Origin of the sequence: Mesorhizobium sp. M0663 (assembly GCF_040320585.1) — a bacterium.
Lineage (GTDB): Bacteria > Pseudomonadota > Alphaproteobacteria > Rhizobiales > Rhizobiaceae > Mesorhizobium.
The window spans coordinates 117,604-142,194 of the sequence record NZ_JAMYPX010000012.1 but is presented as its reverse complement, the minus strand read 5'-3'; the positions used below and the strand labels follow the sequence as shown (position 1 = coordinate 142,194).

The following is a 24,591-nucleotide window of genomic DNA, read 5'->3' as shown; positions in this document are numbered from 1 at the left end:
ATCGATCACGCGCCAGCCCTGCTTGAACAGACGGCGTGAAACGCCCAATCGGATGGGTGCCCATAGGCCCGGCATTTGCCCGGAAATCATAGGAATTGCCATGCCGAAGAGCTGGCCGCCGGGGGTGGTTGGGTGGACTTCCCGGCGACCAGCCGCATTTCCGCCTGTTTGGGCGGATCAGAGGCTCAAGGCTCAGTCGGCCTTGGCGATATGCCAGACGCCGGCGACGCCCTCGCCGGTCACGTCGCCGGCCTTCTTGTCCTTGATGAACGTGTAGAGCGGCTTGCCTTCATAGGCCCACATCTTGGTGCCGTCGGTGCGGTCGACGATTGTCCATTCGCCTTCGGCCTTGGCGCCGGCCTCAGCCTTCAGCGGCGGCCAATTGGCGGCGCATTTGTCGTAGCAGTTCGACTTGCCTGTCTTGTCCTTGTCGTAGGTGTAGAGCGTCATGCCGTTGGCGTCAGTGTAGATCTTGGTGCCGCCGACTTCCGCTTCCTTCCACGCCTCGGCGGCGAAGGACGCGGCGGTGCCGAGCAAGAGCGCAGCCATGCAGATTGCGATCGTTTTCATGGACATCTCCCTGGAAGATTTTCAACGAAGCGCGCGGAACAACGCGGCTTCGTTTGATCAACGCTGCCTGACTGCCCTTTCTTCCCGGGCCGTTTCCCGTCGATCCCGGCGGGGGCGACGACTTGCCACGCGATGGTGATTGGCGGACGACCGTAGTCGCGGCTATATGGCTGCGCAGTCACCGGGAGACGGAAATGGCATTGGACGTCGGCTATGTCAGCGCGATCGGGGCGGGAGCGATCTCGTTCCTGTCACCCTGCGTGCTGCCGCTAGTGCCGCCTTATCTGTGCTATATGGCCGGCGTGTCGGTCGACGATTTCCGTGGCGAGGCCGGCATTGCGGCAAAGGCCGGTGCGCGAGGCGCGCTGGTTAATTCCTCCATCGCCTTCGTGCTCGGCTTCTCGACGGTCTTCGTCGCGCTCGGCGCCGGCGCCTCGACGATCGGCCATCTGCTGCGCGTCTGGCAGGAGCCGCTGGCAATGGCGGCCGGCGTGCTGATCATCCTGATGGGGCTGAATTTCCTCGGCATATTGCGCATCCCTTTGCTTTCACGCGAGGCGCGGTTCCAGTCGCAAGGCAAGCCGGCCAGCCTGATCGCCGCCTATGTCATGGGCTTGGCGTTCGCCTTTGGCTGGACGCCCTGCATCGGCCCGGTGCTGGGGCCGATCCTGACGCTTGCCGGCGGCCGTGAAACGGTGGGCGAGGGCGCGCTGCTGCTTGCTGCCTATTCACTCGGCCTCGGCATCCCGTTCCTCGTCGCGGCGCTGTTTTCCGGCGCTTTCATGCGCTTTCTCGGAAAATTCCGCGTCCATCTTGGTCGCGTCGAAAAGGCCATCGGCGCGCTGCTGGTGGTCGCCGGCGTGTTTTTCCTGACCGGCGGCGTGCAGGCGGTGTCCTACTGGCTGCTCGAGAATTTTCCGGTGCTGGGGCAATTGGGATAGGTTTGCCGCCCGGCCGAGGCCCGAGGTCGTCGCTGCAGCGCAAAGCGCCGCAGCGACGTGGTCTGTTCAGCCTTCGAAATAGCCCGGCTGGTCGATATCGGCGATGAGCCCGGGTCCGCTCGGCTCCCACCTCAGCAGCGCCCGGGTCCGTTCGCTCGAGGTCGGGACATCCATCGCCGCGAACATCGCGAACCAGCCGAAATGGCCGGCCGCTTCTTCCGGGGACTTGGCGACCACGGGTACGTTCAGACGCCGACCGATCACGCTGGCGATGTCCTTGAATGGCACGCCCTCTTCGGCGATCGCGTGATAGCGCCCGCCGCCGGCGCCGTGCTCGAGCGCAAGCCGGTAGACGCGGGCGGCATCGAACCGATGCACTGCGGGCCAGCGGTTGAGCCCTTCGCCGACATAGGCCGACACGCCCTTCCTGCGAGCAAGGTCGATGAGGATCGGAACAAAGCCGTGATCGCCCTGGCCATGGACCGACGGGGGAAGACGGACAACCGATGCGCGCACGCCGCGCGCCGCCAGCGCGGCGGCTGTCGCTTCGGAGGCGCGAGGATACGAGGCGGACGCGGGGACAGGCGCATCTTCCTCGGTCGCGATGCGGCCCCGCGCCTGGAGCGCGGTTCCGGAGGTGACGAGCAGGGGACGCTGGGAGCCTTCGAGTACGCCCCCCAACGCCTCGATGGCGCGCCGGTCCATCTCGCAGTTTTGCGCGAATTTCGAGAAGTCATGGTTGAAGCCAGTATGGATCACTCCATCCGCGACGGCCGCGCCCCTGCGCAGGCTTTCCAAGTCTTCGAGGTCACCTCGATGCACCTCCGCTCCGGTAGCGGCCAGCGACTTGGCCGACGCCTCCGAGCGGGCGAGACCGAGCACCTGATGGCCGGCGCCGATGAGTTCTTGAACGACGGCAGAACCGACGAATCCGGTCGCCCCGGTAACGAAAACACGCATCACGACTTCTCCTTGTTTACTTCTGACCACGACCATGTTCGCGGTCCGGTGGTGTCGTGATAGGCGCTTGAGAAAATACGATCTATGCGGTAAAGTCCGTACTATCTTCGCAATCGTCCGGAATAACCCATGGATCCCCTTTCAGATGTGCTCTCGCTGCTGAAGCCGCGCAACTATATGTCAGCCGGCTTCGACGCGGGTGGTGAATGGTCGATCCAGTTCCCCGACCAGCAGCAAAGCATCAAGACCGGCGCCGTGGTTTCCGGCCGGTGCTGGCTGTCGGTGGAGGGCGTTGCCGACGCAGTGCGCCTGGGAACGGGGGACTGCTTCCTGCTGCCGAGCGGACGGCCTTTCCGTCTTGCAAGCGACATGAGCTTGACGCCTGTTGAAGCCGTCAAGATTTTTCCGCCAGCGCGGGCCGGCGGTGTCGTGATCCACAATGGCGGCGGTGATTTCTTTCTTGTCAGCAGCCGCTTCGCGCTTGGTGGCAACCATGCCGGCATCCTGTTGCGGATGCTGCCAGCCATTGTGCATATCCGCAAAGAGTCGGACCAGTCGGCGCTTCGCTGGTCTGTGGAGCGGATGATGCAGGAACTGCGCGAGCCGCAGCCGGGTGGCTTTCTGGTGATCCAGCATCTCGCCCACATGATGCTGGTTCAGGCGCTGCGGCTGCATCTTTCGGAAGGACTGAGAGGCGGCGTCGGCTGGCTCTTTGCCTTGGCGGACAAACAGATGGGCGCGGCGATCAGCGCCATGCATGACGATCCGGCGCATGGCTGGACATTGCAGGAGTTGGCGGAACGGGCCGGCATGTCGCGATCGACCTTTGCGCTCAGATTCAAGGAGACGGTCGGCGCTTCGCCCATGGACTATTTGACGCGCTGGCGAATGTTGCTGGCCGGGGACAGGCTGGCGAATTCCAGCGATCCCGTGTCCGTCATTGCGCTGTCGCTCGGCTATGAATCCGAAAGCGCCTTCAGCACAGCCTTCAAGCGGGTCATGAACTGTTCGCCGCGGCAATATGGCCGTGGCCGGGCTCCGGCCTTCGCGTCACGTAACGGGGCGGAAGCTGCCTGAGCCGATCGGCTTGAGCGTGTCGCGGATGTAAGCGGTTGGAGGGCTCGCCGTCTCACCGGAATTTAACCGCATTGGTGCAGCATGGCGCCGGTGCTACTAACGCTTCGATTCCAGATCCCTTTTCAACGGTTGCCATTCCATGAGCCAGAGATCCTGCCTTTCCATCATCCTCGCCGCAGGCGAAGGCACGCGCATGAAGAGTGCCGTGCCGAAAGTGCTGCACCAAATCGCCGGCCTGCCGATGGTCGCCCATGTCGTGAAGGCGGCCGAAGCCGCCGGCAGCGGCGATCTGGCGCTGGTGATCGGCCATGGCGGCGACGAGATGCGCAAGGCGGCACTCAAGTTCGCGCCGAAGGCCGAGGCTTTCGTCCAGGAAAAACGTCTCGGCACCGCGCACGCCGTGCTTGCCGCACGCGCAGCAATATCAAAGGGTTATGACGACATTCTGGTGATGTTCGGCGACACGCCGCTGATTGATCCGGAGGCACTCGCCGCAGCGCGGCTGAAGCTGGCGGAAGGTGCGGCTGTCGTCGTGGTAGGCTTCCGCACGGAAAATCCTTCCGGCTATGGCCGGCTGATCGAAAAGGTCGGCAAGCTCGTGGCCATCCGCGAGGAGAAGGACTGCTCGGACGAGGAGAAGAAAATCACCTTCTGCAATGGCGGGCTGATGGCGGTCGCCGGCAGGCACGCGCTGAAGTTGCTCGATGCGGTCGGCAGCAAGAACGCCAAGGGCGAGTATTATCTCACCGACATCGTCGAGATCGCCGCTGCGCAGGGACTTGATGTCGTCGCCACCGAAGCCAGTTTCGACAACGCGCTCGGCATCAACAACCGTGCCGAGCTTGCCCAGGCGGAAGGTATCTGGCAGGCGCGTCGACGGCATGAAGCGATGCTTTCCGGGGTGACACTGATTGCGCCTGAAACTGTGTTCTTCTCGTACGACACCGAGATCGGCGCCGATACGATCGTCGAACCGAATGTCTGGTTCGGGCCGGGCGTGAAAATCGCCACGGGCGCCAAGATCCATGCCTTCAGCCATATCGAAGGCGCCACCATCGCGTCGAATTGCGATGTCGGGCCGTTCGCGCGGCTGCGGCCCGGGGCCGATCTGAGAAACAAGTCCAAGGTCGGCAATTTCTGCGAGGTCAAGCAGGCGATCGTCGAGGAGGGCGCCAAGGTCAACCACCTGACCTATATCGGCGATGCCCGCATCGGAGCGGGCGCCAATATCGGCGCCGGCACCATCACCTGCAACTATGACGGCTATTCGAAATTCTTCACCGATATTGGCGAAGGCGCGTTCATTGGCTCGAACTCCTCGCTGGTGGCGCCGGTGTCGATCGGCAAGGGCGGCTACATCGCCTCGGGCAGCGTCATCACCGAAAGCGTGCCCGACGATGCGTTGGCCTTCGGCCGCGCCCGACAGCGGACTCTGCCCGGCAAGGGCAAGGAGTTGCGCGAACGGTTCGCTTCGGCCGCGGCGGCCCGCAAAAAAGGCTAGCCTAACGGAACTCGGCGACAAGCTCGATTTCGCCAACGATTGCATCGTTGAAGGCGGGCAGGTCTTCGGCCGAGATCCAGTATTCCAGATGCGCCCTGCTGCCGGCATGCTGGACACTGTAACGGTCCAGAAAGCTGCGACGCACCTCGAAACGCGTCACGAAACTGATCCGCTCGCAGGCACATTCCAGTCGCGGGCGATCTGGGTGGCATAGGCCTCGCTGGTGACCGGATAGAAGATCGGCTGATCGGCAAGTCGAGGAGGAAAGGCGCGCATCCCTGCCTTCTGGATCAACTCCAATTCGCGGGGGCCGACCGGACGCCAAAGCGTCACCGTGTCAATTCGTTCGTTCATAGCCGCATCATGTCTTTGACTGATTTCTGGAGCCGTTGAGGCGAGATAGGATACATAAGCGGAGAAACTGAGCAATTGCAGTAACCGGATTGCAAGTGCGCCCTGTCATGGTGCATCTGTGCAGGATAGTCCGGCTGATACCGGACGAAATGGAATGTGATTTTTCGCGACAGCCCGGCAGTCTCTAAATAGCGCCGGGTTTGAGGTCGGAATCGGGGGCAAGCGCCATGTGCGGTATCGTTGGAATTGTCGGTAACTCGCCGGTCGCGCCGCTTATCGTCGATGCGCTGAAAAGGCTCGAATATCGCGGCTATGACTCGGCCGGCGTCGCCACGATCGAGCACGGCAGGCTTGACCGCCGCCGTGCCGAGGGCAAGCTGGTCAATCTCGAGCGCCGGCTGAAGGACGAACCGCTCGACGGCATGATCGGCATCGGCCACACGCGCTGGGCCACACATGGCGTTCCGAACGAGAGCAATGCGCATCCGCATTTTTCCGACGGCGTCGCCATCGTCCATAACGGGATCATCGAGAATTTCGCCGAATTGCGCGACGAGCTGATGCGCGACGGCTACAGTTTCGCCTCGCAGACCGATACCGAAGTCGTCGCTCATCTGGTGGCGCGCGAACTGGCCAAGGGGCTGAAGCCGGTTGAGGCGGCGCACAAGGCACTGAAGCGGCTGGAAGGCGCCTTTGCGCTCGCCATCATGTTCAAGGGCGACGAGGATCTGATCGTCGGCGCGCGCAATGGCCCGCCGCTCGCGGTCGGTCATGGCGACGGCCAGATGTTCCTTGGCTCCGACGCCATTGCGCTTGCCCCTTTCACCAATTCGATCACCTATCTGGAAGACGGCGACTGGGCGGTGGTGCGCCGCAACGAGGTCGATATCTTCGACATGGGCGGCAACAAGGTCGACCGCAAACGCCAACAGTCGCTCAGCACGAGCTTCATGGTCGACAAAGGCAACCGCCGCCATTTCATGGAAAAGGAAATCCATGAGCAGCCGGAAGTGATCTCGCACACGCTGGCGCATTATGTTGATTTCGTCAGCGGCGTCTCGAAGCCGCTCGACCTGCCGTTCGATTTCGCCAAGATCGACCGGCTGGCGATCTCGGCCTGCGGCACCGCCTATCTCGCCGGGCTGATCAGCAAATACTGGTTCGAGCGCTATGCGCGGCTGCCGGTCGACATCGATGTCGCTTCGGAGTTCCGCTACCGCGAGATGCCGCTGTCGAAGAACGATGCCGCTTTCTTCATCTCGCAATCGGGTGAGACCGCCGACACGCTGGCGTCGCTGCGCTACTGCCGCAAGGCCGGCATGAAGATCGGCGCGGTCGTCAATGTGCGCGAATCGACCATGGCGCGCGAATCCGACGTCATCCTGCCGACGTTGGCCGGCCCGGAGATCGGCGTCGCTTCGACCAAGGCGTTCACCTGCCAGCTTTCCGTGCTGGCCTCGCTGGCGGTGCGGGCGGGCGTGGCGCGCGGAACGATTTCGCAGGAGCAGGAGAAAACGCTGATACGCGAGCTGTCGGAAGCGCCGCGTTATGCGAACCAGGTGCTAAAGCTCGACGGGCAGATCGAAAAGGTCGCGCGCGACCTCTCGCACTACAAAAACGTGCTTTATCTCGGCCGCGACACCAATTTTCCGCTGGCCATGGAAGGCGCGCTGAAGCTCAAGGAAATTTCCTATATCCACGCCGAAGGCTATGCCGCCGGCGAGTTGAAGCACGGCCCGATCGCGCTGATCGACGAGAACATGCCCGTCATCGTCATCGCGCCGCATGACCGCATCTTCGAAAAGACCGTGTCGAACATGCAGGAGGTCGCGGCACGCGGCGGCAAGATCATCCTGATCACCGACAGCAAGGGCGCCGCACACGCTACGGTGAAGACGATGGAGACGATCGTTTTGCCGGACGTGCCGGAAATCATCTCGCCGATCATCTACGCGCTGCCGATCCAGATGCTCGCCTATTTCACCGCCGTGTTCATGGGCACGGATGTCGACCAGCCTCGCAACCTGGCGAAATCGGTAACGGTGGAATGATCGGTTCCAAACGGCTACCGATAGGGTCCAACGACAATTTAGTATCAGTTATTGATACATATTTCTTGCACCCTGTCTTGTATCAATGTATGATACAAGACGAGGGCAGAAGTTGATCGTTTCGTTCAAAGGCAAAGCGGTGGAAGCGGTTGCCGAGGGGAAGGCACCGAAAGGTTTCCACCGGATCTGGTTGCCCGTGGCGAACGTCGTCTTCGAGCGATCGAAAACGCCGCACAATTGAACGACCTTCGATCGCCACCCGGAAATCGCCTTGAAGCCCTGAAAGGGAGCAGAGCTGGGCAGCATTCAATTCGTATCAACGACCAATGGCGTATCTGCTTCAAATGGACCAACGCTGGCGCCGAAGAGGTGGAGATCGTCGACTACCATTGAGCGGGCACTTGCCCTAAACCCTTGAGGTCTCTGAACCATGCTCAAGTTCGTACGTCCAATTCACCCCGGAGAGTTCCTGCGCGAGGAATATCTCGTCCCGCTCGGTATGAGTGCCGGTGCGCTGGCGAAGAAGCTCAATCTTCCTCGTACCCGTATCGAACGCATTGCCAAGGAAGAGATCGGCCTGACTCCTGATACCGCGCTTCGCCTCGCCAGGTTCTTCAACACCACGCCGGAATTCTGGATGAATTTTCAGCAGGCTTATGAACTTGAAACCGAGGCGAAGAAACTCGCACCGGAGCTCGAGAAGATCGAACCGCTGGAAGCCGCGGCATAGTTGATCTTTTAAAAACTTCGCCATTCCAAAGCGCCTTGGGGTTCAGTAGTGTCGCGCTGCAAACACACGCTGCGGTGAACCATGTCGGATGCTCTCAAGACCTCAGGCATGACCCGGCTGAGAAACTATTTCCTGACCGGCTTCGTCGTTTGCGCGCCGCTGGCGATTACCGCCTACATTGCCTGGTCGCTGATCGGCTGGGTCGATTCCTGGGTGAAACCCTACATTCCGGTACGCTACAATCCGGACACCTACCTGCCGTTTCCAGTGCCGGGTTTTGGGCTGATCGTTGCCTTGATCCTCATCACCTTCATCGGCTTTATGACCGCCAATATCGTTGGCCGCGCCATCGTCAATTTCGGCGAGCGCCTGCTTGGCCGCATGCCGCTGGTGCGCGGCATCTACCGTTCGCTGAAGCAGATTTTCGAGACCGTGCTGTCGAACAAGGGCGACATGTTCCGCCAGGTCGGGTTGGTCGAATATCCGCGCAAAGGGGTCTGGTCGCTGGTCTTCGTCGCCAGCGAGAAGGAAACCGAGATCAACCAGAAGCTCGACCGGGAAGGCGATCCGCTGATTGCCGTATTCATGCCGTGTACGCCCAACCCGACGACGGGCTTTCTGATGTATGTGCCGAAATCCGACATTGTGCTGCTCGACATGACAATCGAGGACGGAGCCAAGCTGATCGTGTCGGCCGGCTTGGTGGCGCCGGCGGTCAAAATGGTGACGGTGAACGGCGAGCAGATCCACGGCGCGCTTGCCAATCCTCCGCTCGACACGATGCCTCAGCCGGCACGCAGGAGCCGCACGGCCTCGTCGCGGCCGAACAGATAGAGCAGCAGGCGCAGCGCCGTGCCGCGTTCGGACTGCAGTTCCGGATCGCGCGACAGGATCAGCCGCGCATCGTCGCGGGCGGCCTCGAGCAGGTCGGCATGCGCCTCGATGCGCGCCACCTGGAAGCCCGGCGTGCCGGACTGGCGGGTGCCGAGCAACTCGCCTTCGCCGCGCAGCTTCAGATCCTCTTCGGCGATACGGAAGCCATCCTCGGTCTCGCGCATTACCGACAAACGGCGTTTTGCCGTCTCGCCGAGCGGATCCTTGTAGAGCAGCACGCAGGATGAAGGCTTGTCGCCGCGCCCGACCCGGCCACGCAATTGGTGCAGCTGGGCAAGGCCAAAACGCTCGGCATGCTCGATGACCATGATTGTCGCGTCGGGCACATCGACGCCGACCTCGATCACTGTGGTGGCGATCAGGATACGGGTGTCACCCTGCTTGAAGGCGCGCATCGCCTCGTCTTTGTCGGTGCCTTTCATGCGGCCGTGCACCAGGCCGATGCGGTCGCCGAACAGCGGCTTCAGCGAGGCAAAACGGTCCTCGGCCGACATCAGCTTGATCTCCTCGGATTCCTCGACCAGCGGACAGATCCAGTAGATTTTCTGGCCATCGGCGACGGCGTCGAGCATGCGTCCGATCAGTTCGTCGAGCCGTTCAAGCGGCAAGGTGACGGTGCGGATCGGCTGGCGGCCGGCCGGCTTTTCCGTCAGCTTCGACACATCCATGTCGCCGAATGCAGTCAGCACCAGCGTCCGCGGTATCGGCGTTGCTGTCATCACCAGCATGTCGGGCGCATCGCCCTTGGCGGTAATGGCAAGGCGCTGATGGACGCCGAAACGGTGCTGCTCGTCGACGACGGCGAATACGAGGTCACGGAACGTCACCGTTTCCTGGAACAGCGCATGGGTGCCGACGACGATGTCGATGTCACCCTTGGCCAGCCCGGTCAGCGTGTCGGCACGCTCGCGGCCCTTTTCGCGACCTGTGAGGACGGCGACACGCAGGCCGGCCCGTTCCGCCAACGGCGCAATCGTTGCCAGATGCTGGCGCGCCAGGATTTCGGTCGGCGCCATCAATGCCGCCTGGCCGCCGGCCTCGACGGCACGCGCCATGGCAAGCAGCGCGACCACCGTCTTGCCGGAGCCGACATCGCCCTGCAAAAGGCGCAGCATGCGTTCGGGGTCACCGAGATCGGCGTTGATTTCGGCAAGCGCCATTTCCTGCGACATGGTCAGCGAATAGGGGAGTGCCACGCGCAGTTGTTCGACTATGCGGCCGTCGCCGACGAGTGGCCGGCCAGATAATCGGCGGACCTTGGCCCGCACCAGCGCCAGCGATACCTGGCCGGCCAAGAACTCGTCATAGGCAAGGCGCCGCCACGCTGCGCCGTCGACAGAGACGTCGATCGGGTCGGCAGGATTGTGGATGCGGTTGAGCGCATCGCTAAAAGCAGGAAAGGCGTGGCGGCGCCGGAACTCACCGTCCTGCCATTCGGGCAGCACCGGCAGGCGGGCCAGCGCCTGGCCGATGGCCCGGCGCAGCACCTTGCCCGAGAGCCCGGCGGTCAGCGGATAGACCGGCTCGACCAGCGGCAGGTTTTCCGCGTCGCCGGCAAGTGCGATATGGTCGGGGTGAACCATGGTCGGGCGGCCGTTGAACCATTCCATGCGGCCGGAGACGACGACATGCTCGCCTGCGGGCATTGCTTTTTCGAGATAGGCGGCATGGGCATGGAAGAAGGTCAGCGCGATCTCGCCGGTGTCGTCATGGGCGTAGACCCGGTACGGGACCGACCTGTTGCCGCGTGGCGGCGGCTGGTGGCGATCGATGCGGACGTCGAGCGTAACGATGGCGCCTTCCGCCGAGCCGGCGATGCCAGGCCGGTTGCGGCGGTCGATGACAGTATGCGGCAGCACGAACAAGAGATCCCCGGCGCGCGCGGCCCGGTCGCCGAGGTCGGCTGCTACGACTTTTTCGATCAGGGCGCCAACTTTTGGCCCGACCCCGGCAAGCGAGGTGATCGGGACAAACAGCGGATCGAGGAGGGAGGGACGCATGATGTCAGCTTATGTTGCGGCGACTGTAGCGCAAGGCTGACACCGCCTTCTATCCACGCTATATGCGCCGCCTGGGCAAGGATGTTGCAAGATGACCGGAACGAAACGATCAAGCGAGGGGCTCGATGCCCGCCGCCGCAAGCTTCTGTTTCGTTCGTGGCACCGCGGCATGCGCGAGATGGACCTTATACTCGGCAGCTTCGCCGACGCCGAGATCGGCGCCTTGACCGTCGACGAAATCGACCAATATGAGAGGCTCCTCGACATTCCCGACACCGAATTCCTGCCTCTCGTCACTGGCGAACGCCCGGTTCCGGCGGATATCGACTGTGCCGTCCTGCAAAAAATCCTGGCTTCGCGCCGGGAGATGACCTTCTGAACAACGTGTAGCCATGAGCCTTATCCCTACGATCGGTCTGCCGAAAGGCCGCGCCGGCCAGTTCATCGTCGATGGCGTCGCCGACGGCTACGAAGCCTTTGCGCTGGTGCAGGCTGCGCACGAGATCGCCCCCGACAAGCCGGTGCTGTTCGTGGCGCGCGACGGCCAGCGTCTGCCGGCGATCGTCGAGGCGCTTGCCTTTGCGGCGCCGGGCCTGCCGGTGCTGGAACTGCCGGCCTGGGACTGCCTGCCTTACGACCGCGTCTCGCCCGGCGCCGATGCCGCCGCAAGGCGGCTCGATGCACTGGCCGCAATGATTGCGCTGGCGAAGAAGCCGCACCGCGCCGTCGTCCTCACCACTGCGAATGCGCTGTTGCAACGCATTCCGCCGGCTGAACTCGTCGAGGCGCAGACCTTCCACGCCAAACCCGGCAACCAGATAGACATGAACGTGCTGGTGTCGCGGCTGGAGAATTCCGGCTTCGAGCGAGTGCCGACAGTGCGCGGCATCGGCGAATTTGCGGTGCGCGGCGGCATTCTCGATCTCTTCGCGCCCGGCTGGACGGAGGCACTGCGCCTCGATTTCTTCGGCGATACGCTGGAATCGATCCGCGTCTTCGACACCGCAACCCAGCGCACCATCGGCCAACGCAAATCGATGGCGCTGCAGGCGATGAGCGAGGTGGCGCTGACGCCGGAAACCATCAGCCGCTTCCGCCGCGCCTACATCGAAGCCTTTGGCGCGCCCTCCCGCGACGATGGGCTCTATGCGGCGGTCAGCGAGGGCAGGCGGTTTGCCGGCATGGAGCACTGGCTGCCGTTCTTCTATGAGCGGCTGGAAACCGTCTTCGACTACCTGCCCGATGCGCCTGTGGTTTTCGACCATCTGGCGCATGAGGCACTGGCCGAGCGCCACACTCTGATCCTCGACCACTACGAAGCGCGCAAGAAGCAGGCCGACGGCGCCTTGAAGGACGCGGTGCCCTACAAGCCGGTGCCGCCGGATCTGCTCTATCTGTCGCCCGAGAACCTGATTGCCTCGCTTGGCCCGCGCGAGGCGATAGATTTCACGGCCTTCGACGCGCCCGATGCCGGCGCGAAAAAGGTGTTCCATGCCGGCTCGCGCCACGGCCGCAGCTTCGTCGAGGAACGCGCCGATCCTAACGCCAACGTTTTCGACGTCGTCGTAAAACACATTTCCGACGAGCGCGCTGGACGCCGCCGTGTCGTCGTCGCCGGCTGGACTGAAGGTTCGCTCGACCGGCTCGGCCAGATCCTGGTCGAGCATCACCTTGGCAATCTGAAGCCGGTGGCGACGCTTGCCGAAGCCGAAAGGCTTGAGCCAGGGCAGGCGGGACTGGCCGTGCTGCCGCTCGAATCCGGCTTCGAGACTGAGAAACTGGTCGTCGTCGCCGAGCAGGACATTCTCGGCGACCGGCTGATCCGGCGCTCGAAGCGCAAGAAGCGCGCGTCCGACTTCATCGCCGAGGCTTCGGCATTGTCTTCAGGCGATATCGTCGTCCATGCCGACCATGGCATTGGCCGCTTCATCGGGCTGCGCACCATCGAGGCGGTCGGTGCGCCGCACGATTGCCTCGAAATCCACTATGCCGGCGACGATCGGCTATTCTTGCCGGTGGAAAACATCGAGCTGCTGTCGCGCTATGGCTCGGATTCGGCCGAGGCGACGCTCGACAAGCTTGGCGGCGGCGCCTGGCAATCGCGCAAGGCGCGGCTGAAGAAGCGCCTGCTCGACATGGCCGGGCAACTGATCCGCATCGCGGCCGAGCGACAAATGCGGGCCGCGCCGGCGTTGGTGCCGGCGGAAGGCCTCTATGGCGAGTTTGCAGCGCGTTTTCCCTATGAGGAGACCGATGACCAGCAGACGGCGATCGATTCGGTCATGGATGATCTAGGCGCCGGAAAGCCGATGGACCGGCTGATCTGCGGCGATGTCGGCTTCGGCAAGACCGAAGTTGCACTTCGCGCCGCCTTCATTGGGGCGATGGAAGGCTTTCAGGTGGCCATAGTGGTGCCGACGACATTGTTGTCGCGCCAGCATTTCAAGACCTTCTCGCAGCGCTTCTCCGGCCTGCCGATCCGCGTCGCCCAGGCCTCGCGGCTGGTCGGCGCCAAGGAATTGGCGGAGACCAAGAAGGGCATCGCCGAAGGCCAGATCGATATCGTCGTCGGCACGCATGCACTGCTCGGCTCCTCGATCTCGTTCAAGAATCTTGGTCTGCTGATCATCGATGAGGAGCAGCATTTCGGCGTCAAGCACAAGGAGCGGCTGAAGGATCTCAAGACCGACGTCCACGTTCTGACTTTGTCGGCGACGCCGATCCCACGCACGCTGCAGCTTGCCTTGACCGGCGTGCGCGAGTTGTCGCTGATCGCTACGCCGCCGGTCGACCGCCTGGCGGTGCGCACCTTCATCTCGCCCTTCGATCCGCTGGTCATCCGCGAGACGCTGCTCAGAGAACGCTACCGCGGCGGCCATTCCTTCTACGTCGTACCGCGCATCAGCGATCTCGCGGAAATCCATGATTTTCTGCGCGAATCTGTACCTGAGCTGAAAGTGGCGGTGGCCCATGGCCAGATGCCGCCCGGCGAGCTCGACGATATCATGAATGCCTTTTATGACGGCCAGTACGACGTGCTTTTGTCGACCACAATCGTCGAATCCGGCCTCGATATACCGACCGCCAACACGCTGATCGTGCATCGCGCCGACATGTTCGGCCTGTCGCAGCTCTATCAGTTGCGTGGCCGCGTCGGCCGTTCGAAGGTGCGCGCCTATGCGCTGTTCACGCTGCCCGCCAACCGCAAGCTAACCGATACAGCCGAGCGTCGGCTGAAAGTGCTGCAGTCGCTCGATACGCTAGGCGCCGGTTTCCAGCTGGCCAGCCACGACCTCGACATCCGCGGCGCCGGCAATCTGCTTGGCGAAGAGCAGTCGGGCCACATCAAGGAGGTCGGTTTCGAGCTCTACCAGCAGATGCTGGAGGAGGCGGTGGCCGAAGTGAAGGATTCCGGCGAGGTGCAGGACGGCGGCTGGTCGCCGCAGATCGCCGTCGGCACGGCGGTGATGATCCCGGAAAGCTACGTCCCGGATCTGCAGCTCAGGCTGGCGCTCTATCGCCGTCTTGGCGATCTCGAAAATACGGAAGAGATCGATGCTTTCGGCGCCGAGCTGATCGACCGGTTCGGGCCGCTGCCGGAAGAGGTTGAACATCTGTTGAAGATCGTCTTCATCAAGGCGCTTTGCCGCAAGGCCAACGTGGAGAAGCTCGACGCCGGGCCGAAAGGCGTCGTCATCCATTTCCGCAAGCGGGAATTCCCCAATCCGGTCGGGCTGGTCAAGCTCATCGGCGAACAAGGCTCGCTGGCCAAGATCCGACCCGACCAGAGCGTCGTCTTCAGCCGTGACTGGGCGACGCCCGAGAAGCGGCTGGCTGGCTCAGCGGTTGTCATGACGCAGCTGGCGCGGCTGGTGGAGAAGGCGGCGTAGCAGCGCGTCGGTGGTGCTCTGGGCACAACCGCACCGGCACTTTCGCAGTGCCGTGCTCATTCGCCACGCGACCACTTCCGGTCTAGAATAGGAAATCGGCTTCGTGTATGGAGCCGCGACCCCATATGGGGCGGATTGGCGGGCGATGGCGTCCGTGTGAAAGAGCGTTAGGTGCTTCGATGACGAAATGGTCGCCGAATTCGTGGAGAGCTAAGCCGATCCAGCAGGTTCCTGCCTATCCGGATCTTGCCGCGCTGAGGAACACGGAAGCCCAGCTTGCCACGTTTCCGCCGTTGGTTTTTGCAGGTGAGGCACGCAAGCTGAAGAAGCAGCTTGCAGCCGTCGCTGCCGGTGACGCATTCCTTCTGCAGGGCGGCGATTGCGCCGAGAGCTTCGCCGAACATGGCGCCGACAATATCCGCGACTTCTTCCGCGTCTTCTTGCAGATGTCGGTGGTGCTGACCTTCGCCGGCGCCCAGCCGGTGGTGAAGGTCGGCCGTGTCGCCGGCCAGTTCGCCAAGCCGCGCTCGTCCGACAATGAGACCAAGGGCGGCGTGACGCTGCCGAGCTATCGCGGCGACATCATTAACGGCATCGAGTTCGACGCCAAGTCGCGCATTCCCGATCCTGCAAGACAGGAGATGGCGTACCGCCAGTCGGCGGCCACGCTCAACCTTTTGCGTGCCTTCGCCCAAGGTGGCTATGCCAGCCTGGAGAACGTGCATCAATGGATGCTTGGCTTCGTGTCCGACAGCCCGCAGGGGGAGAAATACGAGTCGCTCGCCAACCGCATCACCGAGACGATGGACTTCATGAAGGCCGTCGGCATCACCTCGGAGACCAATTACGCGCTGCGCGAGACCGACTTCTATACCAGTCATGAGGCGCTGCTGCTCGGTTATGAAGAGGCGCTGACTCGCGTCGATTCGACTTCGGGCGACTGGTACGCCACCTCTGGCCACATGATCTGGATCGGTGATCGCACGCGCCAACCCGACCATGCGCATGTCGAATATTGCCGCGGCATCAAGAACCCGCTCGGGCTGAAATGCGGTCCGTCGCTGACGCCGGATGGCCTCTTGCAGCTCATCGACCTGCTCAATCCGGAGAACGAGCCCGGCCGGCTGACGCTGATCGCGCGCTTCGGTTCCGACAAGGTCGCCGATCATTTGCCGAAGCTGGTGCGCGCGGTGCAGAAGGAAGGCCGCAGCGTGGTGTGGTCGTCGGACCCGATGCATGGCAACACCATCGAGGCCGCCGGATACAAGACACGGCCATTCGACCGCATCCTGAAGGAGGTGCAGACCTTCTTCGAGGTGCATCGCGCCGAAGGCACGCATCCGGGCGGCATCCATGTCGAGATGACCGGCAAGAACGTCACGGAATGCACCGGTGGCGCCCGCGCCATCACCGCCGAAGAGCTGCAGGATCGCTACCACACCCATTGCGATCCGCGCCTCAACGCTGACCAGGCGATCGAGTTGGCGTTCCTGGTCTCCGATCTGCTCAAGAAGACCCATCCGGTCCAGCACAAGCAGGCCGTCAATGGCTGATACGATCTGAACTGTGATGTCATTGAAGAAGCGCCGGGCGAAAACCGGCGCTTTTTCTATTCAATCCCGCCGGTGTCGCATTTGCTCGTGCCTAACGCGCGCAAAACTGGAATCCTGCCAGGCGATGGCAATTGCATCGGGAGGCCGACATGGCTGACAGTCACAGCGGATCATGCTTGTGCGGGGCAGTGCGGTTCCAGACACGAGGACCGCTACGCGGTGTCGTCTACTGCCATTGCTCGCAGTGCCGGAAGCAGAGCGGGCATTTTTATGCGGCGGCCAACGTTGCCGACCGCGACATCACAATCACCGGCGCGGAGAGCATCACCTGGTACGAGGCCTCTTCGTTCGCCAGGCGCGGCTTCTGCAAGACATGCGGCTCTCTGCTGTTCTGGAAGCCGAGCGATGACGGCTATGTTTCGGTCATGGCAGGGCTGTTCGACGCGCCAACCGGGCTTCAAGGAGAATGCCATATCTTCGTCGGCGACAAGGGCGATTATTACGCCATCGATGACGGGCTGCCGCAGTTCGAGAAGTCGACGCCGTCGATCAAGGTGGCAGGCGACTGATTTTTGAAGAGGTCGCCTTATTCCCTTGGTCCAGCCATTGCGCTAATCCCCTGCCGGTGATTCCGAAGGGTTTTGGCATGCAGCGGCTGATCGACGCTTTTTACAACTCGGTGCGGGCGTTTCGCAAACTGGCCGCCAGCGAGGAGGCCTTCCAGCTGGAGCTGACGCTGCTTGTGCTTGCCTTGCCGCTCGGCTGGTTCCTTTCGGAATCGTGGCGCGGCTATGCGCTGCTTATCGGCGCGGTGCTGCTCATGATCATGATCGAGGTGTTGAACACCGGCATCGAGGCGGCATGCGACGCGTTCAGCCGCGAATTCAACATCGATATCCAACTGGCCAAGGATTGCGGTTCGCTGGCGGTGCTTATTTCGGTGGTAATCGCTGCAGGCGTCTGGGGCGTCGCCATCGTCGAGCGGATCCTCGGGGTACCGATCTGACGTTTCAAACACTACATGCCGGTCAATTGAGGGAACCGACATGACCGATACCGCCGGATTTCTGCTGCTCGAACGTGAGGGCCTGCCGGACGATCTGCGCTGGCTGGCCGAAAAATATCCGCGCGAGATCTGGCAGGCGCATGCCAACATCCACGGCGTGGCCAATATGTGGCTGCAGCGGCACGATATGTTCCGCGAGCTTGGCGGCATGCTCACCAATGGTATCGGCGATTATCGAGAAGGTAGGCTGAACGCGCCGGAATTCGCGCGCTGGTTCGCGCCGCGCCTCAACCATTTCCTCGGCAATCTCGACGGCCATCACAATGTCGAGGGACCATCATTATTTCCCGGTCTTCGCCAGGGCCGAGACCCGTCTGAAGCGCGGCTTCGAGATTCTCGATGCCGATCACCACACAATCCATGAGGGACTGGAGCGCAATGCCGAGGCGGCAAATGCCTTCATCCGCACGCTTCAGGAGAGCGAAGACAAACAGCGTTTCGCCGCCGATGCCTATGCCGACGAGAACAGCCGGCTGATCGCCATGCTGACCAGGCATCTTGCCGACGAGGAAGACCTGATCATCCCGCTGATCCTGGAAAAGGGTGACCGTGCGCTCGGCATAGATTGACGATCAGCTTCCCTTGCGAAGCTCCTTCTTGGCGAGGAAGTGCGACGCCAGCCAGCCGAGGATAGCCACAACGAGGCCGATTGCCAGAGCGATCAGCAACCGCTCGTGGCGGGCCAGCGCCTGGCCGACGATGTGCTCCGCGCCCAGCCCGAAGACATAACCGACAGTGCAGAACAGTGCCGCCCAGACTACCGACGAGATGGCGTTGAGGATGATGAAGCGCGCCGCGGCGATGCCCGACAGCCCGGCCGCGATTCCGCCGACCAGTCGCAGGCCATAGATGTAACGGTTCGACAGCACGAAAATGTTGGGATGAGAGGTGACAAGGCGGTAGGCGTGGCTGAAGCCCGGCCGGGCTCGGAGCCTGATCACGAATTTATGGTCGGCGAAGCTCCGTCCCAAGATGAAGAACAACGTGTCGCCACCGAAGGCGCCGAGCGCGGCTGCGAGAAACGCCTGCCACGGGACGAAGACATGCTGATGCGCAAAAAAACCGCCAAGAATTGCGGCGCTTTCGCCCTCGGCGACGCAGCCCAGAAAAACCGCGACCAATCCATATTGCTCAATGAGACGATGGATGACTTCCGTCATGAAGACGTTCGCTGCTTCGACAGAATGTCGTCGATGCGCTTCACCTGCTCGGCCAGCCGGGCGATCTCGTCTCGCATGCCGATGATCTGGCTGTGGCGCAGTTCGTCGAGCTTTTCGTGTAACGCCATGATCTCGATCTCGGCCTTGAGATTAACCTCATAGTCGTGGGCGGCGTCGATTCGATCGCGCTCCGTCTGGCGGTTCTGCGCCATCATGATCACTGGCGCCTGCAGGGCGGCAACCATGGAAAGCACGAGATTGAGGAAGATGAAGGGATAGGGATCGAAGGCGGCGCGCGACAAGAGCCAGACATTGCCTGCCGTCCACAGGATCAGGAAGCCAATGAATGCCAGGATGAAGGACCACGAGCCGCCGATCCGGGCGATGGTGTCGGCCAGGCGATCTCCAAACGTCTGGTGAAAGGCGACGGCCTTGTTGGTGTCCTTGGAGATCGTGGTGCGCTCGAGCGTAGATTGCAGTACCCGGCTTTCGAGCGCGCTCAGGCCGTCCGGCTTTCGCTTCAGCCAGCGGCTTGCCAGGTCCTCGATCGTTTTGTTCATCGTCGCCTCCGTCGTCAGCGATGAGGTAGAAGCTGCCGGTTCATACGGGAAGTGGTAGATTGACGCGATGGGGTCAGGAAACAATGGTGGATTTTCAGAAAATTCGCGCCCGTGCAGCGAAGCGCAAAGGCGGTGAGGCAGCGCTGACGTCGCTGCTGGGTCCTATGCCCGACAATGCCGCGGTGGCAAAGATTGCGGACGACCGGATCCTGTCGACCATGGCCGAGCGGGTTTTTGCCGCCGGCTTTGTCTGGCGTGTCATCGAGCAGAAATGGCCGGGCTTCGAAGAGGCATTTCTCGGCTTCGAGCCGAGGCGGCTGTTGTTCCAACCTGACGATTTCTGGCACGATCTCACCGCCGACAAGCGCATCGTGCGCAATCCGCAGAAGATCAAATCCGTACGCGACAACGCAGCCTTCGTCGAGCGCGTGTCGAAGGAGCATGGCAGCTTCGGCACATTCCTCGCCAATTGGCCGGCGGATGACCAGATCGGGTTGATGGCCTATCTCGGCAAGCACGGCAGCCGGCTCGGCGGCAATACCGGCCAGTATTTTCTGCGCTGGCTGGAGTGGGACGCGTTTGTTGTCTCGGCCGATATGGCGGCCGCACTGCGCGATGCCGGACTCGACATTGCGGAGAGCCCGACGTCGAAGAGGGATTTGGGCAGGATCCAGGCGCAGATCAACGCCTGGGCGGCGGAAACCGGGCTGCCGCGCCGACACATTTCGCGCATTCTGGCAATGTCGATCGGCGAGAACCATCCGCCGGAAGCCTTGCGCGAATATATGGGCGAATAGGGTCGACTGTTTGGTCCAAACGAACGCCATTGCTCGACGAATTTTGCCGCGCTAAACCCACGGGCATGACAGACAAGACCGCTCCAGACATATTGCGCATCGCCGTCGCCCAGCTCAATCCGACGGTCGGCGACGTCGCCGGCAATCTTGCCAAGGCACGCGAGGCGAGGGCGGATGCCGCCCGCCAAGGCGCCGACCTCGTGCTGTTTACCGAGCTTTTCCTTGCCGGCTATCCGCCTGAGGATCTGGTGCTGAAGCCCGCCTTCCTGAAGGCCTGCGAGCGGGCGGCGGAGGATTTCGCCGGCGATACCGCCGACGGCGGCCCGGGTTTCGTCATCGGCACGCCGTTGAAGCGCAAGACCGGCACGCACAATTCGATCATCTTTGCCGATGGCGGCAAGATCCTTGCCGAACGCTACAAGCTCGATCTGCCGAATTACGGTGAGTTCGACGAGAAGCGCGTCTTCCAGGCCGGCCCCGAGATCCAGGGGCCGGTCAATTTCCGCGGCGTGCGCGTGGGAGTGCCGATCTGCGAAGATATCTGGGGCGAGGTTGCCGTCTGCGAGACGCTGGCCGAAAGCGGCGCGGAAATCCTGCTGGTCCCGAACGGCTCGCCCTATTACCGCGGCAAGGTCGACGTCCGCCACCAGATCGTCATCCGCCAGGTCATCGAATGCGGACTGCCGATTATCTATGCCAACCAGCTTGGCGGCCAGGACGAGCTGGTTTTCGATGGCGCATCGTTTGCCATAGGTTCTGACAAGACGCTGGCCTTCCAGATGAGCCAGTTCGAGGAGACGGTCAACGTCACCACCTGGAAGCGAAAGAATGACATCTGGTTCTGCTCTGACGGACCGATGTCGAAAATCCCGGAGAAGGAGGAGGCCGACTACCGCGCCTGCATGTTGGGCCTGCGCGATTACGTCAACAAGAACGGCTTCAAGAATGTCGTGCTCGGCCTCTCCGGCGGCATCGATTCGGCGATCTGCGCGGCACTTGCCGTCGATGCGCTCGGCGAGGAACGGCTGCGCGCCGTGATGATGCCTTACCGCTACACTTCGAAGGACTCGCTCAAGGATGCCGAGGACTGCGCCCGCGCGCTCGGCTGCCGCTACGACATCGTGCCGATCTTCGAGCCGGTCGAGGGTTTCCTGCACACGTTGACACAGCTTTTCGAGGGCACCAAGGAAGGCATCACCGAGGAAAACCTGCAGAGCCGGGCCCGCGGCACCATCCTGATGGCGATTTCCAACAAGTTCGGCTCGATGGTGGTCACCACCGGCAACAAAAGCGAGATGTCGGTCGGCTACGCGACGCTCTATGGCGACATGAATGGCGGCTTCAATCCGATCAAGGACCTCTACAAGATGCAGGTCTATGCGCTGTCGCGCTGGCGCAACGCGCATGTGCCGCCGGGTGCGCTCGGTCCGTCCGGCGAGGTGATCCCGACCAACATCATCGACAAGGCGCCCTCGGCGGAACTGCGAGAGAACCAGACGGACCAGGATTCGCTGCCGCCCTATCCGGTGCTCGACGACATATTGGAGTGCCTGATCGAAAACGAGATGGGTGTCGACGACATCGTCGCGCGCGGCCATGACCGGGCGACGGTGACGCGCGTCGAGCACCTGCTTTACGTCGCCGAATACAAGCGCCGGCAGGCGGCACCCGGTGTGAAGATCACCAGGAAGAATTTCGGCCGCGACCGCCGCTATCCCATTACCAACCGGTTCAGGGATGGCGGGTAGGCGATTGGCCTGTTTAACGGTTTAGCCATGGCCAACCTTGAAATCAGCTTCGACCCGTCGCGGATCGACTTCCGGGCGACGTCCGACATTTTGAAGGAGAGCTATTGGGGCAGTGGCCGCAGCGACGAACTGCACCGCCGCGCCTTCGCCAACTCACTGTGCGTCGGCGCCTATGTCGGCGGCAATCAGGTCGGCTTCGGCCGGGCGATCACCGACCGTACGGTATTTGCCTATCTCGCCGACATAATTGTCTGGCCCGGGTATCGCGGACAAGGCATCGGAACCCGGCTTGTCCAGGCGCTTATCGACCACCCGGACGTCAAGACGGTCACGCATTGGAGCCTGTCGACCAACGACGCCCATGCGGTTTACGAGAAGCTCGGCTTCAGGCCTTCCACCGACGGCCGCTATATGCGCTTCGACCGTATCCCGGCAACCTGAACAGAGGCAGCGCACAACCCGCGATTGTTGCAAAATCGTCTCACTGCTTGGACCAGATGCGCTTTTGGCTATCTACTGACTTGGCGCGGCGTTGAGGCGTCTCTATAAACACCTCTCCGCGATTCCCCTTCAGGAGGAACCGAATGCTAGGATTTGACATCGTTATGCGAGGCCGCGAAGCCTAGGTCTTGGTCAGTGCGCCGCGAGATAGCCTCGCGGCAAGGCTGAACCGAGGCAGGTATTTCGCCGCTGCCGGTCGCCGCCCCTCTACAGGGCCGCCAAATACGCCAAACCTCCGCATCTCCGGGCGCCAAACGGCGCCGACGCGGTTTTTCAATTTCTACTTTCGTGGGATCGGGCTCGTTTGCGCCCGAATGACATCATGACTCGTTTTCGAATAGATTTGCGCGCGGGCGCCTTTCGCAGCGTTCTTGGCTTCACGCTCAGCCATTGGCGGCGTCAGCCGTGGCGGCTTGCCGGCATTATGGGCACGTTCCTGCTCTCGACCTTGGCCGACGTGCTGACGCCGCTCTATTCCGGCCGGCTGGTGGATGCCGTCGCCAGCAGTGCTGCGGCCGACGATGTTGCGTGGAACGCGGCGACAGCGGCCTTTTCGATGCTGGTGGCCCTGGCGCTCACCGGTGTCGTGCTGCGCAATCTGGCCTTCATGGCCATTGTCGAGCTGACGTTGAAGATGATGGCGGATATCGCCGCCGACGCCTTCCACCGCGTCCAGCGCTTCTCCACCGACTGGCACGCCAACAGCTTCGCCGGATCGACGGTGCGCAAGATAACGCGCGGCATGTGGGCGCTCGACCTGCTCAACGACACGATCCTGATCGCGCTGCTGCCATCGGTCGTCATGCTCGTCGGCTCGACGCTGCTGCTTGGCTGGTTCTGGCCGCTGATGGGTGCTGTCGTCGCCACCGGTTCGGTTCTGTTCATCGCGGTGACGACGATGCTGTCGCTTGGCTATGTCGCGCCCGCGGCAAGGCTTGCCAATGCGTGGGATACACGGCTCGGCGGCTCGCTGGCCGACGCGGTGAGCTGCAACGCCGTGGTCAAGGGTTTTGGCGCCGAGGAACGCGAGGAGACACGGCTTGCCGAGGTCGTCGCTAAATGGCGCGGCCGCACGCGCCGCACCTGGATGCGCGGCACTGTCAACGGCACCACGCAAGGGACGATGCTGCTGCTTTTGAGGGCAGCGGTCATCGGATTCTCCCTGCTGTTGTGGTCGTGGGGGCAGGCGAGCGCCGGCGATGTCGCCTTCGTGTTGACCTCATTCTTCGTGCTGCAAGGCTATCTGCGCGACATCGGCACGCATATCCGCAATCTGCAGCGCTCGATCAACGACATGGAGGAACTGGTCGACTTCCAGTCCGAACCACTCGGCATTGAGGATCGGCCCGGAGCCAAACCGATCCGGATCACCGATGGCCGTATCACCTTCGACAAGGTCACGTTCCATTATGGCAGCCACCGCCTGCCGCTCTATCGCGACTTTTCGGTGGACATCGCGCCGGGCGAACGGGTTGGGCTGGTTGGCCATTCGGGCTCCGGCAAGACGACATTCGTCAAGCTGATCCAGCGCCTCTACGACGTGACTGCGGGCAATATCCTGATCGACGGCCAGGATATTGCCAATGTGGCGCAGGCGTCGCTGCGCGCACAGATCGCGATTGTCCAGCAGGAACCGATCCTGTTTCACCGGTCGCTGGCCGAAAACATCGCCTATGCCCGGCCGGCCGCCACGCAGGCCGAGATCGAGCACGCGGCGCGATTGGCCAGCGCGCATGACTTCATCGCCAATTTGCCGAAAGGCTATGGCACGCTGGTCGGCGAGCGTGGCGTAAAGCTATCGGGTGGTGAGCGTCAACGCGTTGCAATCGCACGCGCCTTTCTTGCCGATGCGCGCATTCTCATCCTGGATGAGGCAACGTCGAGCCTCGATTCGGAATCGGAGGTGCTGATCCAGCAGGCGATGGAGCGGTTGATGGTCGGCCGCACGACGCTGGTCATTGCCCACCGGCTGTCGACGGTGCGGGCGCTGGACAGGCTTTTGGTGTTCGATCGCGGCCGCATCGTCGAAGAGGGCTCGCATGACCAACTGATCCGGCTGCAAGGCGGCATCTACCGCCGGCTGTTCGAACGCCAGGCGCTTGAACTGACCAAAGGCATGGTGATCTGACGGTTGCGGCGCCGCGCGTCCTGATGGACGCGTGGCGCTGCAGTCTTTTCTTCGCCTTCGTCATGTTCTATGTCTGCCGCAGAGCGCGGGGGCGCGTCTTGTCAACAGCA

23 protein-coding genes and 1 pseudogene are annotated in these 24,591 nt (G+C 62.4%); 17 read left to right on the top strand and 7 right to left on the bottom strand.

Annotated features, from left to right (window positions below):
- Positions 1-192 precede the first annotated feature (192 nt).
- Positions 193-570 carry a COG4315 family predicted lipoprotein gene (locus NKI54_RS21065; protein ID WP_352530876.1) on the bottom strand — a complete coding sequence of 126 codons (378 nt, stop codon included), beginning with the start codon at positions 568-570 and terminating at the stop codon, positions 193-195.
- Positions 571-764: 194 nt separating this feature from the next.
- On the opposite strand from NKI54_RS21065, the gene NKI54_RS21060 reads away from it, so the two are divergent.
- Positions 765-1,511 (top strand): cytochrome c biogenesis CcdA family protein, encoded by a 747-nt coding sequence (locus NKI54_RS21060; RefSeq protein WP_352530878.1) that lies wholly within the window; start codon positions 765-767, stop codon positions 1,509-1,511.
- Positions 1,512-1,577: 66 nt separating this feature from the next.
- Here NKI54_RS21060 and NKI54_RS21055 read toward each other — a convergent pair whose 3' ends face one another.
- Positions 1,578-2,471: an SDR family oxidoreductase gene (locus tag NKI54_RS21055; protein WP_352531060.1), complete on the bottom strand. Its 894-nt coding sequence runs from the start codon at positions 2,469-2,471 to the stop codon at positions 1,578-1,580.
- 129 nt (positions 2,472-2,600) lie between these two features.
- Between NKI54_RS21055 and NKI54_RS21050 the strand changes: the two genes are divergently transcribed.
- Positions 2,601-3,548 (top strand): AraC family transcriptional regulator, encoded by a 948-nt coding sequence (locus tag NKI54_RS21050; protein WP_352531014.1) that lies wholly within the window; start codon positions 2,601-2,603, stop codon positions 3,546-3,548.
- Between the two features lie 139 nt (positions 3,549-3,687).
- Complete coding sequence (glmU, locus tag NKI54_RS21045; protein ID WP_352531016.1) at positions 3,688-5,049, top strand: bifunctional UDP-N-acetylglucosamine diphosphorylase/glucosamine-1-phosphate N-acetyltransferase GlmU; 1,362 nt, start codon at positions 3,688-3,690, stop codon at positions 5,047-5,049.
- Between the two features lies 1 nt (position 5,050).
- Here glmU and NKI54_RS21040 read toward each other — a convergent pair.
- Positions 5,051-5,403 (bottom strand): annotated as a pseudogene (locus NKI54_RS21040) (ADP-ribosylation/crystallin J1).
- Between the two features lie 227 nt (positions 5,404-5,630).
- Here NKI54_RS21040 and glmS point away from each other — a divergent pair.
- From glmS to NKI54_RS21020, 4 genes are all read left to right on the top strand, one after another.
- A complete protein-coding gene (gene glmS / locus NKI54_RS21035) occupies positions 5,631-7,454 on the top strand; it encodes a glutamine--fructose-6-phosphate transaminase (isomerizing) (RefSeq protein ID WP_352455656.1) in 1,824 nt (607 codons plus the stop codon).
- A 186-nt stretch (positions 7,455-7,640) separates the two neighbouring features.
- Positions 7,641-7,847 (top strand): type II toxin-antitoxin system RelE/ParE family toxin, encoded by a 207-nt coding sequence (locus NKI54_RS21030; RefSeq protein ID WP_352692326.1) that lies wholly within the window; start codon positions 7,641-7,643, stop codon positions 7,845-7,847.
- Positions 7,848-7,884: 37 nt separating this feature from the next.
- On the top strand, positions 7,885-8,184 hold the full coding sequence (locus NKI54_RS21025) for a HigA family addiction module antitoxin (RefSeq protein WP_031212869.1): 300 nt from the start codon (positions 7,885-7,887) through the stop codon (positions 8,182-8,184).
- 81 nt (positions 8,185-8,265) lie between these two features.
- Positions 8,266-9,018 carry a DUF502 domain-containing protein gene (locus NKI54_RS21020; protein WP_023680026.1) on the top strand — a complete coding sequence of 251 codons (753 nt, stop codon included), beginning with the start codon at positions 8,266-8,268 and terminating at the stop codon, positions 9,016-9,018.
- On the opposite strand, the gene recG is transcribed toward NKI54_RS21020, so the two are convergent.
- Positions 8,970-11,078: an ATP-dependent DNA helicase RecG gene (gene recG / locus NKI54_RS21015; RefSeq protein ID WP_352692318.1), complete on the bottom strand. Its 2,109-nt coding sequence runs from the start codon at positions 11,076-11,078 to the stop codon at positions 8,970-8,972. The two genes, NKI54_RS21020 and recG, sit on opposite strands and share 49 nt — an antisense overlap.
- 91 nt (positions 11,079-11,169) lie before the next feature.
- Between recG and NKI54_RS21010 the strand changes: the two genes are divergently transcribed.
- The 5 genes from NKI54_RS21010 to NKI54_RS20990 all read left to right on the top strand — a co-directional run bounded on the left by NKI54_RS21010 (position 11,170) and on the right by NKI54_RS20990 (position 17,527).
- Entirely contained in the window at positions 11,170-11,457 is a 288-nt protein-coding gene (locus NKI54_RS21010; protein ID WP_352692317.1) for an FAD assembly factor SdhE, read from the top strand.
- A 13-nt stretch (positions 11,458-11,470) separates the two neighbouring features.
- Positions 11,471-14,968, top strand: coding sequence for a transcription-repair coupling factor (gene mfd / locus NKI54_RS21005; RefSeq protein WP_352692316.1), 3,498 nt, complete (start codon positions 11,471-11,473; stop codon positions 14,966-14,968).
- Between the two features lie 179 nt (positions 14,969-15,147).
- Complete coding sequence (locus NKI54_RS21000; protein ID WP_352448710.1) at positions 15,148-16,521, top strand: class II 3-deoxy-7-phosphoheptulonate synthase; 1,374 nt, start codon at positions 15,148-15,150, stop codon at positions 16,519-16,521.
- A 149-nt stretch (positions 16,522-16,670) separates the two neighbouring features.
- The gene (locus NKI54_RS20995; RefSeq protein ID WP_352574951.1) at positions 16,671-17,090 is read left to right on the top strand and encodes a GFA family protein; all 420 of its coding nucleotides are present in this window, start codon (positions 16,671-16,673) and stop codon (positions 17,088-17,090) included.
- A 77-nt stretch (positions 17,091-17,167) separates the two neighbouring features.
- The gene (locus NKI54_RS20990) at positions 17,168-17,527 is read left to right on the top strand and encodes a diacylglycerol kinase (RefSeq protein ID WP_254820160.1); all 360 of its coding nucleotides are present in this window, start codon (positions 17,168-17,170) and stop codon (positions 17,525-17,527) included.
- Positions 17,528-17,549: 22 nt separating this feature from the next.
- Here the strand turns inward: NKI54_RS20990 and NKI54_RS20985 are convergent, their stop codons facing one another.
- The gene (locus NKI54_RS20985; protein ID WP_352692315.1) at positions 17,550-17,846 is read right to left on the bottom strand and encodes a hypothetical protein; all 297 of its coding nucleotides are present in this window, start codon (positions 17,844-17,846) and stop codon (positions 17,550-17,552) included.
- A 4-nt stretch (positions 17,847-17,850) separates the two neighbouring features.
- Here NKI54_RS20985 and NKI54_RS20980 point away from each other — a divergent pair, with 4 nt between their 5' ends.
- Positions 17,851-18,156 carry a hemerythrin domain-containing protein gene (locus NKI54_RS20980; RefSeq protein ID WP_352692314.1) on the top strand — a complete coding sequence of 102 codons (306 nt, stop codon included), beginning with the start codon at positions 17,851-17,853 and terminating at the stop codon, positions 18,154-18,156.
- Positions 18,157-18,159: 3 nt separating this feature from the next.
- Here NKI54_RS20980 and NKI54_RS20975 read toward each other — a convergent pair whose 3' ends face one another.
- Together NKI54_RS20975 and NKI54_RS20970 are read right to left on the bottom strand one after the other, a co-directional pair.
- Positions 18,160-18,747, bottom strand: coding sequence for a DedA family protein (locus NKI54_RS20975; protein WP_352574954.1), 588 nt, complete (start codon positions 18,745-18,747; stop codon positions 18,160-18,162).
- Positions 18,744-19,307, bottom strand: a complete 564-nt coding sequence (locus tag NKI54_RS20970; protein ID WP_023680015.1) for a DUF1003 domain-containing protein — start codon at positions 19,305-19,307, stop codon at positions 18,744-18,746. The genes NKI54_RS20975 and NKI54_RS20970 overlap by 4 nt, the downstream gene beginning before the upstream one ends.
- A gap of 83 nt (positions 19,308-19,390) precedes the next feature.
- Here NKI54_RS20970 and NKI54_RS20965 point away from each other — a divergent pair, with 83 nt between their 5' ends.
- The 4 genes from NKI54_RS20965 to NKI54_RS20950 all read left to right on the top strand — a co-directional run bounded on the left by NKI54_RS20965 (position 19,391) and on the right by NKI54_RS20950 (position 24,481).
- The gene (locus NKI54_RS20965) at positions 19,391-20,104 is read left to right on the top strand and encodes a DNA-3-methyladenine glycosylase I (protein WP_352636792.1); all 714 of its coding nucleotides are present in this window, start codon (positions 19,391-19,393) and stop codon (positions 20,102-20,104) included.
- Positions 20,105-20,169: 65 nt separating this feature from the next.
- Positions 20,170-21,852, top strand: a complete 1,683-nt coding sequence (locus tag NKI54_RS20960) for an NAD+ synthase (protein WP_352636791.1) — start codon at positions 20,170-20,172, stop codon at positions 21,850-21,852.
- 27 nt (positions 21,853-21,879) lie between these two features.
- Positions 21,880-22,293, top strand: coding sequence for a GNAT family N-acetyltransferase (locus tag NKI54_RS20955; protein ID WP_352636790.1), 414 nt, complete (start codon positions 21,880-21,882; stop codon positions 22,291-22,293).
- A 382-nt stretch (positions 22,294-22,675) separates the two neighbouring features.
- Complete coding sequence (locus tag NKI54_RS20950) at positions 22,676-24,481, top strand: ABC transporter ATP-binding protein (RefSeq protein ID WP_352636789.1); 1,806 nt, start codon at positions 22,676-22,678, stop codon at positions 24,479-24,481.
- The last annotated feature ends 110 nt before the right edge of the window (positions 24,482-24,591 follow it).

What these genes read in the sequence shown, in the direction of transcription:
- glmU (WP_352531016.1), top strand. Translation starts at nt 3,688, where the DNA reads ATGAGCCAGAGATCCTGCCTTTCCATCATCCTCGCCGCAGGCGAAGGC.
- NKI54_RS20995 (WP_352574951.1), top strand. Translation starts at nt 16,671, where the DNA reads ATGGCTGACAGTCACAGCGGATCATGCTTGTGCGGGGCAGTGCGGTTC.
- NKI54_RS21025 (WP_031212869.1), top strand. Translation starts at nt 7,885, where the DNA reads ATGCTCAAGTTCGTACGTCCAATTCACCCCGGAGAGTTCCTGCGCGAG.
- NKI54_RS21010 (WP_352692317.1), top strand. Translation starts at nt 11,170, where the DNA reads ATGACCGGAACGAAACGATCAAGCGAGGGGCTCGATGCCCGCCGCCGC.
- NKI54_RS20990 (WP_254820160.1), top strand. Translation starts at nt 17,168, where the DNA reads ATGCAGCGGCTGATCGACGCTTTTTACAACTCGGTGCGGGCGTTTCGC.
- recG (WP_352692318.1), bottom strand. Translation starts at nt 11,078, where the DNA reads ATGCGTCCCTCCCTCCTCGATCCGCTGTTTGTCCCGATCACCTCGCTT.
- NKI54_RS21000 (WP_352448710.1), top strand. Translation starts at nt 15,148, where the DNA reads ATGACGAAATGGTCGCCGAATTCGTGGAGAGCTAAGCCGATCCAGCAG.
- NKI54_RS20975 (WP_352574954.1), bottom strand. Translation starts at nt 18,747, where the DNA reads ATGACGGAAGTCATCCATCGTCTCATTGAGCAATATGGATTGGTCGCG.
- NKI54_RS21050 (WP_352531014.1), top strand. Translation starts at nt 2,601, where the DNA reads ATGGATCCCCTTTCAGATGTGCTCTCGCTGCTGAAGCCGCGCAACTAT.
- NKI54_RS21060 (WP_352530878.1), top strand. Translation starts at nt 765, where the DNA reads ATGGCATTGGACGTCGGCTATGTCAGCGCGATCGGGGCGGGAGCGATC.
- NKI54_RS20980 (WP_352692314.1), top strand. Translation starts at nt 17,851, where the DNA reads ATGTCGAGGGACCATCATTATTTCCCGGTCTTCGCCAGGGCCGAGACC.
- NKI54_RS20955 (WP_352636790.1), top strand. Translation starts at nt 21,880, where the DNA reads ATGGCCAACCTTGAAATCAGCTTCGACCCGTCGCGGATCGACTTCCGG.
- mfd (WP_352692316.1), top strand. Translation starts at nt 11,471, where the DNA reads ATGAGCCTTATCCCTACGATCGGTCTGCCGAAAGGCCGCGCCGGCCAG.
- NKI54_RS21065 (WP_352530876.1), bottom strand. Translation starts at nt 570, where the DNA reads ATGAAAACGATCGCAATCTGCATGGCTGCGCTCTTGCTCGGCACCGCC.
- NKI54_RS20960 (WP_352636791.1), top strand. Translation starts at nt 20,170, where the DNA reads ATGACAGACAAGACCGCTCCAGACATATTGCGCATCGCCGTCGCCCAG.
- NKI54_RS21020 (WP_023680026.1), top strand. Translation starts at nt 8,266, where the DNA reads ATGTCGGATGCTCTCAAGACCTCAGGCATGACCCGGCTGAGAAACTAT.
- NKI54_RS20970 (WP_023680015.1), bottom strand. Translation starts at nt 19,307, where the DNA reads ATGAACAAAACGATCGAGGACCTGGCAAGCCGCTGGCTGAAGCGAAAG.
- NKI54_RS21055 (WP_352531060.1), bottom strand. Translation starts at nt 2,471, where the DNA reads ATGCGTGTTTTCGTTACCGGGGCGACCGGATTCGTCGGTTCTGCCGTC.
- NKI54_RS20965 (WP_352636792.1), top strand. Translation starts at nt 19,391, where the DNA reads ATGGTGGATTTTCAGAAAATTCGCGCCCGTGCAGCGAAGCGCAAAGGC.
- NKI54_RS20985 (WP_352692315.1), bottom strand. Translation starts at nt 17,846, where the DNA reads ATGGCCGTCGAGATTGCCGAGGAAATGGTTGAGGCGCGGCGCGAACCA.
- glmS (WP_352455656.1), top strand. Translation starts at nt 5,631, where the DNA reads ATGTGCGGTATCGTTGGAATTGTCGGTAACTCGCCGGTCGCGCCGCTT.
- NKI54_RS20950 (WP_352636789.1), top strand. Translation starts at nt 22,676, where the DNA reads ATGACTCGTTTTCGAATAGATTTGCGCGCGGGCGCCTTTCGCAGCGTT.